Raw genomic sequence first — 15058 nt, 5'->3', positions numbered from 1 at the left:
GTTATTATCCGCTTTAAAATATTGGCGTTTTTTATGTTTTAAACGCTTGACAAGCGAAATTCAGCTGCTTTTAATTGCAACTAACCTACGCTGCAAATGTTTAAGAAATTTACCAAGCAGAAAAAAAGACAAAGAATCCCCGAGTTAGCTAGTCTTTTACTATCTTTGTCGAGTATTGGCATTTTTTGATGTCTTGTAACGCTTTGTAAGCGCGTTCAGCTTATTTAGATAAAAATCTAGATGTAGATGAAGTTTTGTAAAGACATACAGTATCTATATACTGCAAAAAATTAAACATAAGACGCCGATACATTAAGTAATCCTTACCTTTTAATCTGCAGATTGGCGAAAGCAAATACAATAGCTTCACTGTCATGATAAAGGGGCTGGCGAAGGATGTCAAGTAATTTTCTTATTTCATTTAAATTGCTTGTAACCTTCTTATACACTCATCTTTACCAAGAATCACCATGATATCAATGATTCCAGGTGCATCCATTACTCCAGTTATAGGGGCGCGTAATGAGTGGTATACATCGCTTATTTTCATATCGTGCAATTTTGCACATTCCTTGATCTGAGAAGATAAAAAACCCTTATTCCAATTTTCATCACCGATCTTTGACAGAAATGACGCGAGTAACTTAATTATATTGAGGTTAGATTTGACAATTTGCTCAGCCTCTTCACTTAAATCAAGTGGCGGATCTTGAATATAAAATTTTGCTAAATCCAATAATTCGGTCAGGTAGTTTGCTCTTTTTTTTAGCTCTGTCAGTCCCTGCAGTAAATAGCCCTTTTTTTTGTCAGTTAGAGTATTTTCTCTAAGCATTAGAGTCAGAATATCTTCATTGCTCATATTACTAATATAGTGGTTATTCAAATGCTCCAGTTTTTTGAAATCGAGCCGTGCAGGTGAACGACCAATACTTTCTAAATTAAACCACTCTATTGCTTGCTCATCGCTAATAATCTCATCGTTGCCGTGACTCCAGCCAAGTCTCAGCAAGTAATTACGCATCGCTTTTGGCAATATTCCCATCTTTTCATAATCGCAAACGCTTGTGGCACCATGCCTTTTGGATAGCTTATTCCCATCTTCCCCATGGATAAGCGGCACATGTGCAAAGCGTGGAATGTCAAAATCAAGAGCCTGGTATATTAGCAGATGTTTAAAGGTATTAGTGAGATGGTCAGAACCGCGTATTATATCAGTTATTCCAGCATCATGATCGTCAATTACGACAGCAAAAATATATGTTGGAGTGTTGTCAGAGCGTAAGATCACTATATCATCAAGCTGGTTGCTATTTACTTTGATTTGGCCGTATATTTTATCATCAATAACGATCTCTTGCGAATCTGGCACTTTAAAGCGGACAACTGACCTCACACCCGATGTCATTCCAGCGCGTGACCACATATTTTTCCAGTGTCGGCTACTTGGATGACAAGAAGGAGGTTTTGTAGTACATTTATGCTTGTATATCTTGCTCTCTTCTCTTGCTTTTATTTTCTTTTCTGCAACTTCATCCTCAGGGCAATAACAGTGATACGCCCTACCCTTCTCAACTAAAAGGTTTGCTACTTCTTTATGCCGCTCTATTCTTTTTGACTGATATACTATTTCCCCATCATAGCTCACACCGAGCCATCTTAGCCCTTCTATAATTACATCAATTGCTTCTTTCGTTGAACGTTTTCTGTCGGTGTCTTCAATTCTCAGCAAAAACCTGCCACCATGATGCTTTGCATAGAGCCAATTGAATAAAGCAGTACGAGCTCCTCCAATGTGCAAAAATCCTGTTGGTGATGGAGCAAATCTAGTGACTACGTCTGGCATATTTGTCTATTACAGTAATATAAATGATGATAGCTAAAATTTATGTTTGTAACAATTTAGAATTTATTTGTTCTGAGAGATAAAATTTACTTGTTTTTCATAAATTGTGTTGTATAATTTAGTACTGGTTGAATATAGCGAGGTGAGTTATGGATGGACTTGTAGATATAGCAAAATTGCTTTCAGATAATGAAGCTAATATCAATTGGCGTTACACCGGCCCTTTTGATAAAACAAAACAAAGAGTACAGGCAGATAATCTCCTGCATTTAGCTGCAAGAATACAAAACAAAGGTAAATTTGTAGACATTTGTAAGAAGAACATTGCTTCTGTAACTGCGCATAATGAATATGGAGATAATCCATTTCATGAAGCAGCAAGAAGTGGAATTTTGCTGCCTGCAGTACAAGAGATTGTGAATGACTTAGAGACGGAAGCTGATAACAAAATTACGAAAGCAGAAGAAGCTGGAGATCGGAAAGAAGTAAGCAGATTGAAAGAGGAACTCAAATGTAATAAAAAATATATTAAAGATGCGCTCTGCAGTAAAGACTATGCTTTTAATAAGAAGAGGGAAACTCCTTTTTATTACTTAAATGCTGCACAACAGAAAGAAATTAAGCAAATCGCAGGCATAAAAGACAGCTTTATATGTAACCAGAAGTTTCACCTGTGCTTATATATAATAGGAGCGATAGCATGTATCGCTGCTTTATGTTTGTCTTTATACTTTTTATTTTTAGTTTCTCAATCTTTTGCACTAAGCTCGATGGTTGCAATAGCTTCTGGCGGAGTCACATACCTGTCAGTTAAAGCATGTAGCGAGATACATGCCTTGCATAACGAAAGCACTTTAGTGGAAAATGCTAATGTACAACTTGCAGGAGAAAGTTTGGGTGTTTGATGAAGCTAGAAATTACTTGCAGGCAATGATATAGAAATTTACTTTCTTAACTTCAGGAAGTATACTCATACGATGATAGAAAAGAAGTACAGTAAGATTTTAATAGCAAATAGAGGAGAGATTGCCTGCAGGATTATCAGAACTGCCCATAAGATGGGTATATCTTGTGTGTGCATATACTCGGATGCAGATGTAAATTCTGTGCATGTAAGACAAGCAGATGAGTCAAGATATATCGGCCCTTCGCCATCTTGCCTCAGTTATTTAAACATTGAAAAAATATGTGAAGTAGCAGTTGAAACAGGTGCGCAGGCAGTTCATCCTGGCTATGGTTTTTTAGCAGAAAATCCAGATTTTCCACGTGCTTTGCAAAAACACAATATAGACTTCATCGGCCCCAGTGCAGAAACAATAGAAGTTACAGCCAACAAAATAACAGCAAAAGAAGCGGCAAAAAAAGCTGGAGTGAATGTAGTGCCAGGATATATGGGTAAGATTAGCGACGCTGCCCACGCAGCTCAAGTTGCTGAAGAAATTGGCTTTCCGGTTATGCTTAAAGCTGCATCAGGCGGTGGTGGCAAAGGAATGCGAATTGTAAACTCCAAAAAAGAAATTGAACTAGCATTTACATCAGCCACAAATGAAGCAGAGAAAAGTTTTAAGGATGGCAGTATCTTTATAGAGAAATATATAGAGTTGCCAAGACATATTGAAATACAAATCATAGCAGATAAATATGGCAATATAGTTTGTCTTGGAGAAAGAGAATGCTCGATACAAAGGAATAATCAGAAAATAATAGAAGAAACGCCAAGTCCATTCATTAGTGAAGAAGTAAGACAAAAAATGTATGTTCAATGTGTTTCTCTGGCAAAGCAAGTTGGCTATTTTTCAGCAGGCACTGTTGAGTTTGTTGTAGATAAAGACCAAAACTTCTATTTTCTTGAGGTAAATACGAGATTGCAAGTTGAGCATCCAGTAACAGAATTTATAACTGGAATAGACATAGTAGAAGAAATGATTAGAACTTCCTGTGGAGAGAAATTGAGATTCAATCAGGATGATATTAAACTTACTGGTTCTGCAATAGAAAGTAGAATTTGCGCTGAAGACCCATCGAAGAAATTTTTCCCTTCCAGCGGAAGAATAAAATATTACGATAAACCGGGTGAAAATGATTATGTAAGAATAGATGATGGAGTTGCTGCAGGTTCAGAAATTAGCATGTTCTATGATTCGATGATTGCCAAAGTGATAACATATGGAAAAGATAGAGTAGAAGCGATCAGCAGAATGCAAAAAGCATTGTCTGAATGCTATATAGAAGGAGTAACAAATAATATAGAATTTCTAGAATCCATCTTCCATCACCCAAATTTTATCGCAGCAAAGCTCCATACGAGATTCATTCCAGATCATTACCCTAGTGGGTTTCACGGCGATTTTGTTACAGAGGAGTATATTAAAATATTTATTTTCACTGCGTTATATGTTCATTTGGAAAATGAAGAAAGGTACCATCATAAAGCAGTGAATGAAACATCTCAGGTGTCATTCCAGTGCGTGACACTGGAATCTAGTAAAAAAGAAGGGGCACCAGTATCAGCTACTCGGATGGCAGGTGACCGTGCAAGAGATTTATTCATAGTGAATATAAATGACAATGAGTACTCCGTAAATGCAAAATACCAAGATAATATATTAATAACGGTATATAATCACAATAAATACTCCGTTATAGGCAAGTGGAAATCAAGTTATAGATTGCTATATATCACAATTAATGACGATACCAATATAGCACTTAAAATAGAAAGACAAGGCAGCAAGTACTTCATAAGACATGCAGGCATGAAAGCTGAGTGTTGTATATTTAAGCCTCATGTAGCTGAATTAAGTAGGTTAATGCTAAATAATGAAACAGAAGGGATTTCAGCAGATGCTGTAAAATCCCCAATATCTGGCTTATTAGTTAAGTTGCACGTAAATGTAGGAGATCAGGTGGAAATAGGACAACCTTTATTTGTGGTGGAGGCAATGAAAATGGAAAATATCATATGTGCTGAAGCAGCAATGGTGATAAAAAATATTCCCGTTCAAGAAGGAAAAAATGTGCAGATTGGTGATGTAGTCTGCTTTCTTAAATAACACAAGAAGTACAAACTTGACCCAAACAAGATAAATGAAAACACTTGATGAGCTATGGCAATGGCTATTGGTATGTGTAACAAAAGAGTAACCACTCCTAAAATTATCTGAATGATGATGGAGAGCAGCATAATATATACCGGTTTTACGCTAGCATTTTTTACTGTGAGTATTACTACCAAAGTTAGTATTAGCAATGCCAGTGCTCGATGTATAAATTGCACTGTCGCTCTGTTCTCAAAGATATTCAGCCATATAGGCTGTAAGAAAAATAAATCTTCTGGAACGACTTGTCCGTCCATTAGTGGAAAGGTATTGTAAATCAAACCAGCATTTAATCCCGCAACAAATGCGCCGAAAATTATTTGTATTACAATTAGGACCAAAATCATCCTTGCGTAGTATATAGTGTTACCACTAACCTTAAGTTTTGTTTGTTGTGGCCTTATCTGATAATCAAAAAATTGATATGACAATAATGCAAAGATAATTAATGCTAATAATAAGTGAAGTGCAAGCCTATAGTGGCTAACATGAGGTTCAGTTACTAAACCACTTTTAACCATATACCAACCAGCAAAAGCTTGTAAAGCTCCAAATAATAATGCCACAAATAGCTTTATTACTACCTTTTTAGATATTTTTCTTCTTAATGTAAAATATATAAATGGCAGGACAAAAACTAAACCTGTTAGTCTTGCCACCAATCTGTGTACATATTCTATTAAGTATATAGCGCGAAACTCCTCCATACTAATACCATAGTTAAGTGCTTTATATTCAGGTGTAGCTTCGTATTTTAATTTTTCTTGTAGCCAGTCTTGTTTACTCAGTGGTGGTAATGTTCCAGTAATAGGTTTCCACTCCGTGATTGACAATCCCGCTCTTGTAAGTCTGGTAAATCCACCAATTCCTACCATAAGAATTACCATAATACAGCAGAGAAAAAGCCAAATGGCTACAGGTTTTGCTTCCATAAACCATGTTTAGTTTTGTTCCATCGCTCAGGGTAAAGAATAAACTCCCACAAGGCAAGAAAAGCTGCAACACTATGTAGCAGACTATAGACCGGAAAAAATATCGATACTATATAAAAATAAAAAGGCATCTTTTGCTGTTTGACAGCTATTACCAAAAGAATCAGGTTAGTAACGTATACCACTACAAAGTAGTACAAAAATAATTCATTTAAAACTTTAGTTAATATCAATGAAAGCAGTAAAAATGGAGTAGTAAAAAATATAAAAGCTGCAGAGCCAACAAAAAGATTCAATAGCAAAATTCCCTTAAATCCAGTGTGTTTATAAAGTGACTTTATATTTTTTAAATGAACAATATAAGTTTGCATATAGCCTTTGATCCAGCGCGCTCTTTGCTTAATCCAAGCAAATACAGCAATTGGTGACTCTTCCAATGTTTCTGAGTCAATCATCCTGGTTTTATATCCCATTTGCGCAAGTCTCAAACCGAGGTCAGCATCTTCGGTAACACTATAAGCATCCCAGAAAAACACTTTTTTTAGAATTTTTACTGAAAAATGATTACTGCTACCACCCAAAGGCATCGGCATGTTCATTTTTTGGAATCCAGGCAATAAGTATTGAAACCAGTTCATATACTCCAGAGAAAAGGATTTTGTGAGAAAATTATAATCACAATTATAGTAATTTAATTTCGCCTGTACACAGGCAAGCTTATCGTCGCCCTTATTAAATTCAATCAGTGCTTTTTTTAACTGCAATGGGTCTGGTTTATCGTCCGCATCATATATTACTGCATACTTTCCTCTAGCAAAGCTCATAGCATAATTGCATGACTTGGCTTTTGTTCTAGGCAAAGAATGAGGCACTTTTATTACTTCAAAATACTGTGGTAAAGTGTACTTTTCTATAGCTGCTAGCGTTTCCTGGTCATCACTTTCTACCAGAAGCTTTACATCTAATTTCGACTTTGGATAATCCAAACTTTTAACGCTTTCAATTAATTGCCCTATTACTGCACTTTCTTCAAATACAGGCAGTAAAATAGTATATATAGGTTCATTCAACTTACTATAATCCACTTTTTGATTAGAGATTTCACATAAGCTAAAAACTGTAGCTATAAACTTGAATAAATAACTAGAACATCCGATTATAAATATCAACATCAAAGCAAAATATGTACATTTCTCTGTGAGTGTTAAAATTGAAGTTACAATAAAGAAAGAAGCAAAAAATATTGAGCTTAGTTTAATGCTTTTGGCTGAAAAATTAGGATTCTTGTAATATAAGTAGTTGCTTGCAAATTCTGAAATACCAAAGTGCGAGTTAAGAAGATTTAAAATCTGTTCGCTATCCACTTTTATTAATACATAGTCAATACCGTAATGAGTTTCGACCCAACGGGTGATATCTAGACTTGTGTCTTCAACCATAAAAAAAGTAGTATCATTTAATTTTTGCCAAGGAATTATATTAAATTTATAGTAAAAAAGTTTCTCTTGCTCTTTGCATAAACTAGAATCAAACTTAATTTTTTCTACATTATCAGCTTGAAGTATAGGCATTAAACCTAATGCAATTTTTTATTTAAGTCACGTGAAAATGAAGATATGACCTCGCTACTACGCTTATCATCTTTACGTTCATGCATTATTTTTTTTACAGCATCAGCAGCTATACTCGCTGTGTTAGCCTGTAAATCTCCAAGAGCTTTTTCAACTTGGTCAGTGACTTTCTTCAAGTTAGAATGGGCATTGTCATCTAATGTCTGATCTAGCTGCTGTCTATTGTGCTTAATGATACTATTAGCTTTATCAAGTGCTTCATTCATCATTTCATTAACTTCTGCATCTAATTTTTTGTATTTTTCAGAAGATTTTTTGTAATACTCCAACATATCTTTCCTGAATTTTTCAGTTTCTTCACTTGAAAATTTGCTTTTGTTACGCTTATTGTTAAGCGCATTTTTTATCACTTTCTTCAGCAATTTATACGAAAGGACAAAAATTACCAAAAAGGCAAGACCGATAATCAGTGATGTAGACATAAAAACCCCTAAAATTCTTTGGACACCAAATCAGCAACAAACTCCTCTTCAATTTCAGAATTGGTCAATTTAGTATAATAAATTAAAGCAATACTAGTAGCCATTTGTTTTAACTGATCAGTATATTCAGATTTAAATTCTGCCACTTTTTCTTCAATAAGCTTGCTCTTTTTTTTGTCTTCCTCTTCTAATATATTCTTTACATTAGCTCTCATTTCTTCTACCTGAGCAAGTGCATCATCTATGATTTTTTTTGCCTGTATTCTAGCTTGGGTTAAAGCTGCGTTATACTTGGCAACCTGATCTTCCGTGAGTCTTAAAAGATGAACAGAACTATTAAAAGAATCCAATACTTCTTTACTTCTAGTGCTTATTATTTCATCTAACTTTGGCAAAAATAAACAACTTACTACGAAAAAAAGTGAAGAGAAAAAAATTAAAAACCAAAAAACTTGAGAAAAGAAGGTTGAAACATCAAGCTGTGGCATCTGTTAAGCAGCAAATATTAATAACATTGCAAGTACAAACGCAAGCAATCCCATGATTTCAACCATGGCAGCACCAATATAAACGTAACTTTTCATTTTACCTTCTGATTCAGGGTTCCTCGCAATCCCATTTAACATAGCAGAGAAGATATTAGCTATACCTAAACCAGCGCCGAGCATTCCAAACACAGCTAAACCAATTGCTATAAATTTTAAAGCTACTAAATCCATATATTACCTTTAATTATTTCTTTATAATATAATTGTAAAATATTCTACAAGGAAGTCAATTACTTTACTGCATCTGACAAATATACACATGTTAATATAGTAAATATATAAGCTTGTAAAATTGCAACAAATACTTCAAATCCTATCAATGCAATTATGAACAAAAACGGCGCAGGAGTGAAAAATATGTTCATATTTACAATAAACCCTGCTATCACTTTGATGATTGTATGACCAGCAATCATATTTGCTGCAAGCCTTATTGATAGGCTAATCGGTCTTACTAAATAAGCAAACAACTTAATAATAATTATTATAGGTGCAAGCCACGAAGGAGTTCCTTTTGGTAGCAATATGCGTAAAAATTCTACTCCCCTTTCTTTAAATCCAACAATCGTTATATAAATAAAAACCACCATCGATAAAGCGAAGGTGACTATCACATGACTTGTGACCGTGAAACTATGAGGAAGAACACCAACTAAATTACACGATAAAATGAAAATAAATACTGTGAATATCAATGGAATGTGCTGCAAGCCTTTGCTTCCAGTGTTATTTTCTATTATTGAAATAACAAAATCATATACATACTCAACTGCAGCTTGCAAATATCCTGGTATTACTGACCCCTTCTTTATTCCAAAAAGCAAAAAGAGTATCATCAATATCACCGAAATCATCGTGAAAAAAGATGAATTGGTAAAGCTTACGTCATACCCAAATAACCTAGGTAACTCTATTATTGTATATACCTTAAACTGTTCCAGTGGATTTAGTGCCATTTTAATCTGAATTATAAACAGTAAATAAAGTATGAATTTTATAGGACAAAGTCAAGAATTAAGATAAGGCTCTGTATTATTATAACATTAACATATTAACAAAATATGTAATTAGAATGTTAATTACAGTCAGCTCTGTATTTTAAAATTTACTAATCTTGTTAAATTATTCAATATCTTGACTTAATATCTTATTTTGATTATAATTTAATTTTTAGTGAGGTATATAATGAACGAAATAGATTTTATTAACATTAATCATCTTTTAAATTTGGAGCAGGAATTTGGTAACGGATACATCGAATTTGTAGATTGTTTCCTTGACGAAGATACTCGCGATTATTACATAGGACTCAACGTACTAGATGAAAGCCATAATGCAATAAAACACTTCGTTTTTGATGGTAACATTGATGAGGATGCCTGGGATTATGGAAGTCTTAAATTCTTTCCGGAGATAGATTTAAAAGGTGACATAGAAAAAATTCTTTCTCTTCGCAAGAAGATATAAAGTTACAAAAGCTTCTACATCATTGTTTATGATGTAGAAGTATTCCACTACAACAAGCTTTAAAAGCACTACATTTTATATTACAATAACTTTTTTATTTCTTGTTAGATCGATGAAATTCACGTTATCTTGGTTACTGGAGTATTTAGAAACCAATGCTAGTTTAGAAGAAATTACCGATAAATTAACTCACATAGGGTTAGAAGTAGAAGATGTGATCGATAATTCCAGATTGACTGGGTTTATCGTTGCAGAGGTATTAGAAGTCGTACCTCATCCAAATGCTGATAAATTAAAATTATGTAAAGTAAATGATGGAAGTAAAATTCTACAAATAGTCTGTGGAGCAAACAATGTTAGAGAAGGTATGAAAACTGTACTTGCATCTCTTGGTAGCACGTTGCCAGAAAGTGATCTCACAATTAAGTCCACAAAAATACGAGGAATGCTAAGTGAAGGGATGCTCTGCTCTGCTTCTGAACTTGCGCTGGTTCAAGAGAAAAGTGAAGGAATAATCGAGCTTTCCGATGATTATAAAGTAGGGGATAAATTTTTCAATTGTGACCCTGTAATTGATATAAATGTTACTCCAAATCGTGGAGATTGCTTAGGCATTTATGGAATAGCTCGCGACCTTGCTGCAACTGGAATTGGGACATTAAAGACTTTAAGCATTCCACAACTTACCAGCTCCATAAATTCACCAATCGATGTTGAAGTTACTGACGGGGAAAGTTTTATTAGTGGAATATACATCGCCAATGTAAAAAATCAAGAAAGCCCAAAATGGTTAAAAGATAGGCTGGAATCGATAGGAATGCGCTCCATTTCTGCAATAGTTGATATCACGAACTATATTATGATATCTTTCAGCCGCCCAATGCACGCGTATGATGCAAAAAAAATAGAAGGAGAGCTCACAGTACGCAAAGCAAACGACGGAGAAAAATTTGCTGGTTTGAACGGTAAAGAATACTTATTAAACAAAGACATAAGCGTTATTGCAGGTGATAAAAATATTCATGGAATTGCTGGAATTATAGGTGGTAAGTGCAGTGAATGTACTCTTGAAACTACTGATATCTTTTTAGAGTCTGCTTGGTTCGATCCCATCTCTATTACTAAATCTTCAAGGCAGCTCGGCATCTCCACAGACGCTAGTTACAGATTTGCACGTTCAGTTGATCCTGGATTTACTTTTGATGGACTCAACCTTGCAGCTAAAATGATTCTGGACTTATGTGGTGGAGAAACCTCAAGCGTAGTGTCTGCTGGCAGTTTAGATAGTGCTGACACCAAGGTGAGCTTTGATTATCAGGATGTGAACAAGTTTGGAAGTGTGTCTGTATCGCCTGATGAGGTGCTTGATATCTTAACGAAACTAGGGTTTAGTATTGATAAAAAAACCGAAGGCAATTGGAATGTACAAGTACCAAGCTGGAGACCGGACGTGACAATACCGGCTGACCTAATCGAAGAAGTAACAAGGATATACGGCTATGACAAAATAAAAGAAGAACCACTACCAAATAATGTTGAAGAAGTAGATAGTACATACGACAATTTGCGTATTTTGATGACAAACAGAGGGTTTCATGAAGTGCTAACCTGGTCGTTTATGAGTGAATCAACAGCTGAAAAATTTGGTTACTCGAATAAGTTATTTATCATCGATAATCCGTTTAACAATAGCTTTAATATAATGAGACCAAGTATTATGCCAAATTTATTGCAAGTTACTGCTGATAATATTGCCCATGGAATATCTGATCTTGCAATCTTCGAAATCGGGCCGATTTACGATGGTGAAGCTCAGTCTAAGTATGTTTTAAGTGGAATTAGGTCAGGAAATAATTTACCGCGAAACCATTATAATACTGATAGGAAAGTAGATGTTTTTGACGCAAAGGCTGATTGCATAGCAGCTTTGGAGTTTTTTAACGTTAATTGTGATAATTTAACGATAGAGAAAGCAGAAAAAGAACATTACCACCCAGGAAAGTCAGGCACTCTCTCTTTTAAGAATAAAGTAGCAGGTTATTTTGGAGAGTTGCATCCTAATATATTAGATCTTTTTGATATCAAGCAAAAAGTTGTAGGTTTTGAGGTAATACTAGAAAATATTGAAAATTTACCTGTAAGTAGAAAGAAATTTATCGATTATAAATACCAAAGTGTAAAACGTGATTTTGCATTTATAGTAAATAAGGATGTGGAAGTAGGTAACATAATCAATGTGATAAAAAAAAGCTCAGAGCTCATCACAGAAGTTTTGATATTCGATGTATACCATGGAAATAATATAGAACCGAATAAGATGTCTATAGCGTTGTCAGTTACTTTTTGCTCTCCAATCCACACTTTAACTGAAAAAGAGATCCAAAAAGAATCAAGTGCTATAGTTAATTTAGTATGTGAAAATACCGGAGGAACTTTGAGAACTTATCGTTGAGTCACAATCATAGTTTCCTGCCGTTGCTGTGTCACACTTACTTCATCCAATTTATTTCCAATATTGAATTCAATATCCTTGAAAAATCTATCCCACATTCCATGCAAATGCTCTTCTATTTTAGGCCACACATCATTTTTAAATGTTACCCCATCATCAGAAAATAAATTACCTAAAAAGGCTCCAATACCTTCATAATTTGACTGAAAACATTGAAGAAATGTCTCTCCTTCTTTATAAGTATTATGTGCCACATTTAACGCTTTTCTCTCTGTAGTCTCTTTATAAGCATTTGATGCTCCAATCTTTATTGCACCAAACATAACTTTACTCCAGTTCTTAACTTTCTGTATACAACCTTCACTATTTCCTGGTATATTATTTATTATATTTTTTGTCAAATTGTCTATCAAAGGAGACAATAAATTTTGACTAAAATGTTTGATATTATCTTTTGTTTTAATTACAGGATATTTGATGCGTTTTTCTGCTAAACAGTACTCCAGTTCTGCTCTTTCTAATAACTTCTTGATTTCTTTTTCATCAAAAGTTTCAAGCTTGAATACCTTCAGTAAATCATCTTCTATTACTGCAAATTTTATTTTTTCACGAGACGTTAGTTCTTCTTTATAATCATTTTTTGTTTCTTCATTTATCAATAATTCTTTTTTGCCTAATTCTAACTGTTTTAATGCTTTCAGAATTTCTTCATTCCTTTTTAAGAGCACTTCTATTGATCTTGTACCCGGATGCCCTTTTTCCCTGTTATTTTGTTCAGCTTGTAAACGCTTATTTTGATCTTTGAGTGTTTGTTCTAATGTAGATTTTTCTAAATGTCCTTCATCTTGCACGCGAAAAGCTTCAATTATTTCTGCTAGACCTGATTCACCATATTTTCTTAATTTCTTGCATAAACGTAAAACACCCTTTTTTTGTTCTCGAAGTAACCTTTGCACTTTATATTTTTTTATTTCTAAATACATCTTTTCTATAAAGTCATTTATTTTAGCTGAAGCTTCCTTATCCGATGGAACCTTTACTTTTTTTTCTAAATCTTCAAGCTGCTTCCTTAGGCTTTGCTTCTCCTTATCCGGTATATCTGATTGACTTAACTTACCTTGAACTTTTTTCATTACTGATTTTATCAGCCTGCGCTCAATCTCTTGATCATGATATTCGAATTTAAAAAGGTCTTCTAACCCCCTTTTTAAGGTGTCATTTGTTAAGCTACTGTTTTCATGTATTTCTTTTAATTTCTTATATATATTGTTACACCTTGTTTGACCTATTCCTCTTAAACGTTCAATTTCTTCTTTCGCATTACCTAAGGCTTTCTCTGTTGCTTGGAGATGCTTATTTTTATAAATATCAATTACTGTCCTTTTAACTATTTCGCCTTCCTTTATAAGCTTTTTCCATTCCGCCTCATGTACAGAAAATTCATCATCTTTTGAGTCTTCTACTTCCATTCCTGCGTTTTTCAAATCTTCTATTATAATCTCTTTTCTACTTGGTAATTCCTTACCTTGGCTCTCTAATTCCTGTCTCACTAAAGAATTTTTTATCTCATCTTCCAGCGAAAAATCTTCTCCCCGTCTATCTCGCTGAAACTTAATTGCTTGTATAAAGGCAACTTGATAGGCGTTGTATATTAAGTGAGTTGTCAACTTAAAATCTATGCTACTTACCACTTTTAACCTGAATTCGTCCAACAATTCCTTCAATTTATCATATGTAATCTCTTTCTTTTCTAGTTTTATCAGTTCTTCCATAGTCTTCGCAAATTCTTGAATAGAAGTTGCAAGCACATTCTTGATCTCATTACGTAAAGGCTTAAGACCATTTTTTAAGTGGATATTAGCTGATAATTTCAGTATGGTATTATGTTCTGAATCACGTGCAACATTAAACCAACTACCATCTTTATCTTCGTATAAATCTCTAACTAGTTGTTTAAATTGCGGTGGAAACTTAACTTCCATATTCCACTTAATGTCTGCTTCAATAGCCTCTATCTCATGAAAAGACACCTCAATATTTTGGTGTTCATTTTGACATAACCCATTACTTATTTTAATAGCAGCAATCAAAAAATGAGATAATTTTTTATTTAAAAGATAAAAAGTAGCCAAAGCGAGTGTTGCAGGAATAAGTAATGCTACAAGCACAGCGATATTAACAAGAATCACTATTGCAGCAAGAACACCATATGCCAATCTTTTTGCTGTACTTTCACTTACTTCACTTTTTTTTGTTTTATTCTCCTCTGAACTGATTTGTGTCTTATCATTTGTTTTTAATTTATTATATACGGCTAATCCTAACGCAGTGAAAACTATATAAGGAAACATTAAAACTGATAGAGCTAAATTTAATACTTTCTTCTCCGGGCAAGCTCGATTTACCTCTTTAAATATTCTACTTGATATATTATACCAAGAAGTAAAAAAATCAGAGTTATAATCTTTATAATGAAATATACTGAGTGGAACGTTAAAATTAGCTAACGGCTCTTGTTCTTCCACAGCATCAAAAAATTCTTCTTCCTCCTCCAAAGTAGCAACAGATTCTACTTTACCTAAATCATCACTATTGTTATTCAAATCAACAACTTTTTCATAATCATCTGCAACAGCCTTATTCATATTATAACCTTACCTCAAGT

The 15058-nt window shown here is 34.0% G+C and carries 12 protein-coding genes; 4 read left to right on the top strand and 8 right to left on the bottom strand.

All coding sequences use genetic code 11. From position 1 onward, the window contains the following. Positions 1–421: 421 nt before the first annotated feature. On the bottom strand, positions 422–1843 hold the full coding sequence (gltX, locus tag AAGD59_RS04035; protein WP_141457167.1) for a glutamate--tRNA ligase: 1422 nt from the start codon (positions 1841–1843) through the stop codon (positions 422–424). Between the two features lie 149 nt (positions 1844–1992). On the opposite strand from gltX, the gene AAGD59_RS04030 reads away from it, so the two are divergent. Both AAGD59_RS04030 and AAGD59_RS04025 read left to right on the top strand, forming a co-directional pair. After that, complete coding sequence (locus AAGD59_RS04030) at positions 1993–2748, top strand: ankyrin repeat domain-containing protein (RefSeq protein ID WP_265027757.1); 756 nt, start codon at positions 1993–1995, stop codon at positions 2746–2748. Between the two features lie 72 nt (positions 2749–2820). After that, complete coding sequence (locus AAGD59_RS04025; protein ID WP_015589032.1) at positions 2821–4896, top strand: acetyl-CoA carboxylase biotin carboxylase subunit; 2076 nt, start codon at positions 2821–2823, stop codon at positions 4894–4896. On the opposite strand, the gene AAGD59_RS04020 is transcribed toward AAGD59_RS04025, so the two are convergent. The 6 genes from AAGD59_RS04020 to AAGD59_RS03995 are packed head-to-tail and all read right to left on the bottom strand — an operon-like array spanning position 4845 to position 9430. Continuing rightward, positions 4845–5873, bottom strand: coding sequence for a COX15/CtaA family protein (locus AAGD59_RS04020; RefSeq protein ID WP_174516784.1), 1029 nt, complete (start codon positions 5871–5873; stop codon positions 4845–4847). The genes AAGD59_RS04025 and AAGD59_RS04020 overlap by 52 nt on opposite strands. Next, complete coding sequence (locus AAGD59_RS04015) at positions 5855–7444, bottom strand: glycosyltransferase family 2 protein (RefSeq protein WP_141457162.1); 1590 nt, start codon at positions 7442–7444, stop codon at positions 5855–5857. Before AAGD59_RS04015 ends, AAGD59_RS04020 begins: the two co-directional genes overlap by 19 nt. A gap of 5 nt (positions 7445–7449) precedes the next feature. Beyond that, a complete protein-coding gene (locus AAGD59_RS04010; protein ID WP_141457161.1) occupies positions 7450–7926 on the bottom strand; it encodes a hypothetical protein in 477 nt (158 codons plus the stop codon). A gap of 8 nt (positions 7927–7934) precedes the next feature. Then, positions 7935–8414, bottom strand: coding sequence for an ATP synthase subunit B (locus AAGD59_RS04005; RefSeq protein ID WP_015589036.1), 480 nt, complete (start codon positions 8412–8414; stop codon positions 7935–7937). Between the two features lie 3 nt (positions 8415–8417). Then, a complete protein-coding gene (locus AAGD59_RS04000; protein WP_006014985.1) occupies positions 8418–8645 on the bottom strand; it encodes a F0F1 ATP synthase subunit C in 228 nt (75 codons plus the stop codon). A 59-nt stretch (positions 8646–8704) separates the two neighbouring features. Continuing rightward, on the bottom strand, positions 8705–9430 hold the full coding sequence (locus tag AAGD59_RS03995; protein WP_265027756.1) for a F0F1 ATP synthase subunit A: 726 nt from the start codon (positions 9428–9430) through the stop codon (positions 8705–8707). A gap of 229 nt (positions 9431–9659) precedes the next feature. Between AAGD59_RS03995 and AAGD59_RS03990 the strand changes: the two genes are divergently transcribed. Next, positions 9660–9941 (top strand): hypothetical protein, encoded by a 282-nt coding sequence (locus AAGD59_RS03990; protein ID WP_015589038.1) that lies wholly within the window; start codon positions 9660–9662, stop codon positions 9939–9941. A 112-nt stretch (positions 9942–10053) separates the two neighbouring features. Then, positions 10054–12393 carry a phenylalanine--tRNA ligase subunit beta gene (gene pheT, locus AAGD59_RS03985; RefSeq protein ID WP_141457159.1) on the top strand — a complete coding sequence of 780 codons (2340 nt, stop codon included), beginning with the start codon at positions 10054–10056 and terminating at the stop codon, positions 12391–12393. Here the strand turns inward: pheT and AAGD59_RS03980 are convergent. Beyond that, positions 12384–15038: a hypothetical protein gene (locus AAGD59_RS03980; RefSeq protein ID WP_265027755.1), complete on the bottom strand. Its 2655-nt coding sequence runs from the start codon at positions 15036–15038 to the stop codon at positions 12384–12386. The two genes, pheT and AAGD59_RS03980, sit on opposite strands and share 10 nt — an antisense overlap. Between the last annotated feature and the right edge of the window lie 20 nt (positions 15039–15058).

The sequence above is a fragment of the Wolbachia endosymbiont (group A) of Cephus spinipes genome (genome assembly GCF_964026895.1).
Lineage (GTDB): Bacteria > Pseudomonadota > Alphaproteobacteria > Rickettsiales > Anaplasmataceae > Wolbachia > Wolbachia pipientis.
Note: the sequence above shows the minus strand (reverse complement) of the source record. Positions and strands in the feature narration are given on the sequence as shown.

Excerpts from the sequence above, each read along its gene's own strand:
- gltX (WP_141457167.1), bottom strand. The coding sequence starts at position 1,843 with ATGCCAGACGTAGTCACTAGATTTGCTCCATCACCAACAGGATTTTTG.
- AAGD59_RS04030 (WP_265027757.1), top strand. The coding sequence starts at position 1,993 with ATGGATGGACTTGTAGATATAGCAAAATTGCTTTCAGATAATGAAGCT.
- AAGD59_RS04025 (WP_015589032.1), top strand. The coding sequence starts at position 2,821 with ATGATAGAAAAGAAGTACAGTAAGATTTTAATAGCAAATAGAGGAGAG.
- AAGD59_RS04020 (WP_174516784.1), bottom strand. The coding sequence starts at position 5,873 with ATGGAAGCAAAACCTGTAGCCATTTGGCTTTTTCTCTGCTGTATTATG.
- AAGD59_RS04015 (WP_141457162.1), bottom strand. The coding sequence starts at position 7,444 with ATGCCTATACTTCAAGCTGATAATGTAGAAAAAATTAAGTTTGATTCT.
- AAGD59_RS04010 (WP_141457161.1), bottom strand. The coding sequence starts at position 7,926 with ATGTCTACATCACTGATTATCGGTCTTGCCTTTTTGGTAATTTTTGTC.
- AAGD59_RS04005 (WP_015589036.1), bottom strand. The coding sequence starts at position 8,414 with ATGCCACAGCTTGATGTTTCAACCTTCTTTTCTCAAGTTTTTTGGTTT.
- AAGD59_RS04000 (WP_006014985.1), bottom strand. The coding sequence starts at position 8,645 with ATGGATTTAGTAGCTTTAAAATTTATAGCAATTGGTTTAGCTGTGTTT.
- AAGD59_RS03995 (WP_265027756.1), bottom strand. The coding sequence starts at position 9,430 with ATGGCACTAAATCCACTGGAACAGTTTAAGGTATATACAATAATAGAG.
- AAGD59_RS03990 (WP_015589038.1), top strand. The coding sequence starts at position 9,660 with ATGAACGAAATAGATTTTATTAACATTAATCATCTTTTAAATTTGGAG.
- pheT (WP_141457159.1), top strand. The coding sequence starts at position 10,054 with ATGAAATTCACGTTATCTTGGTTACTGGAGTATTTAGAAACCAATGCT.
- AAGD59_RS03980 (WP_265027755.1), bottom strand. The coding sequence starts at position 15,038 with ATGAATAAGGCTGTTGCAGATGATTATGAAAAAGTTGTTGATTTGAAT.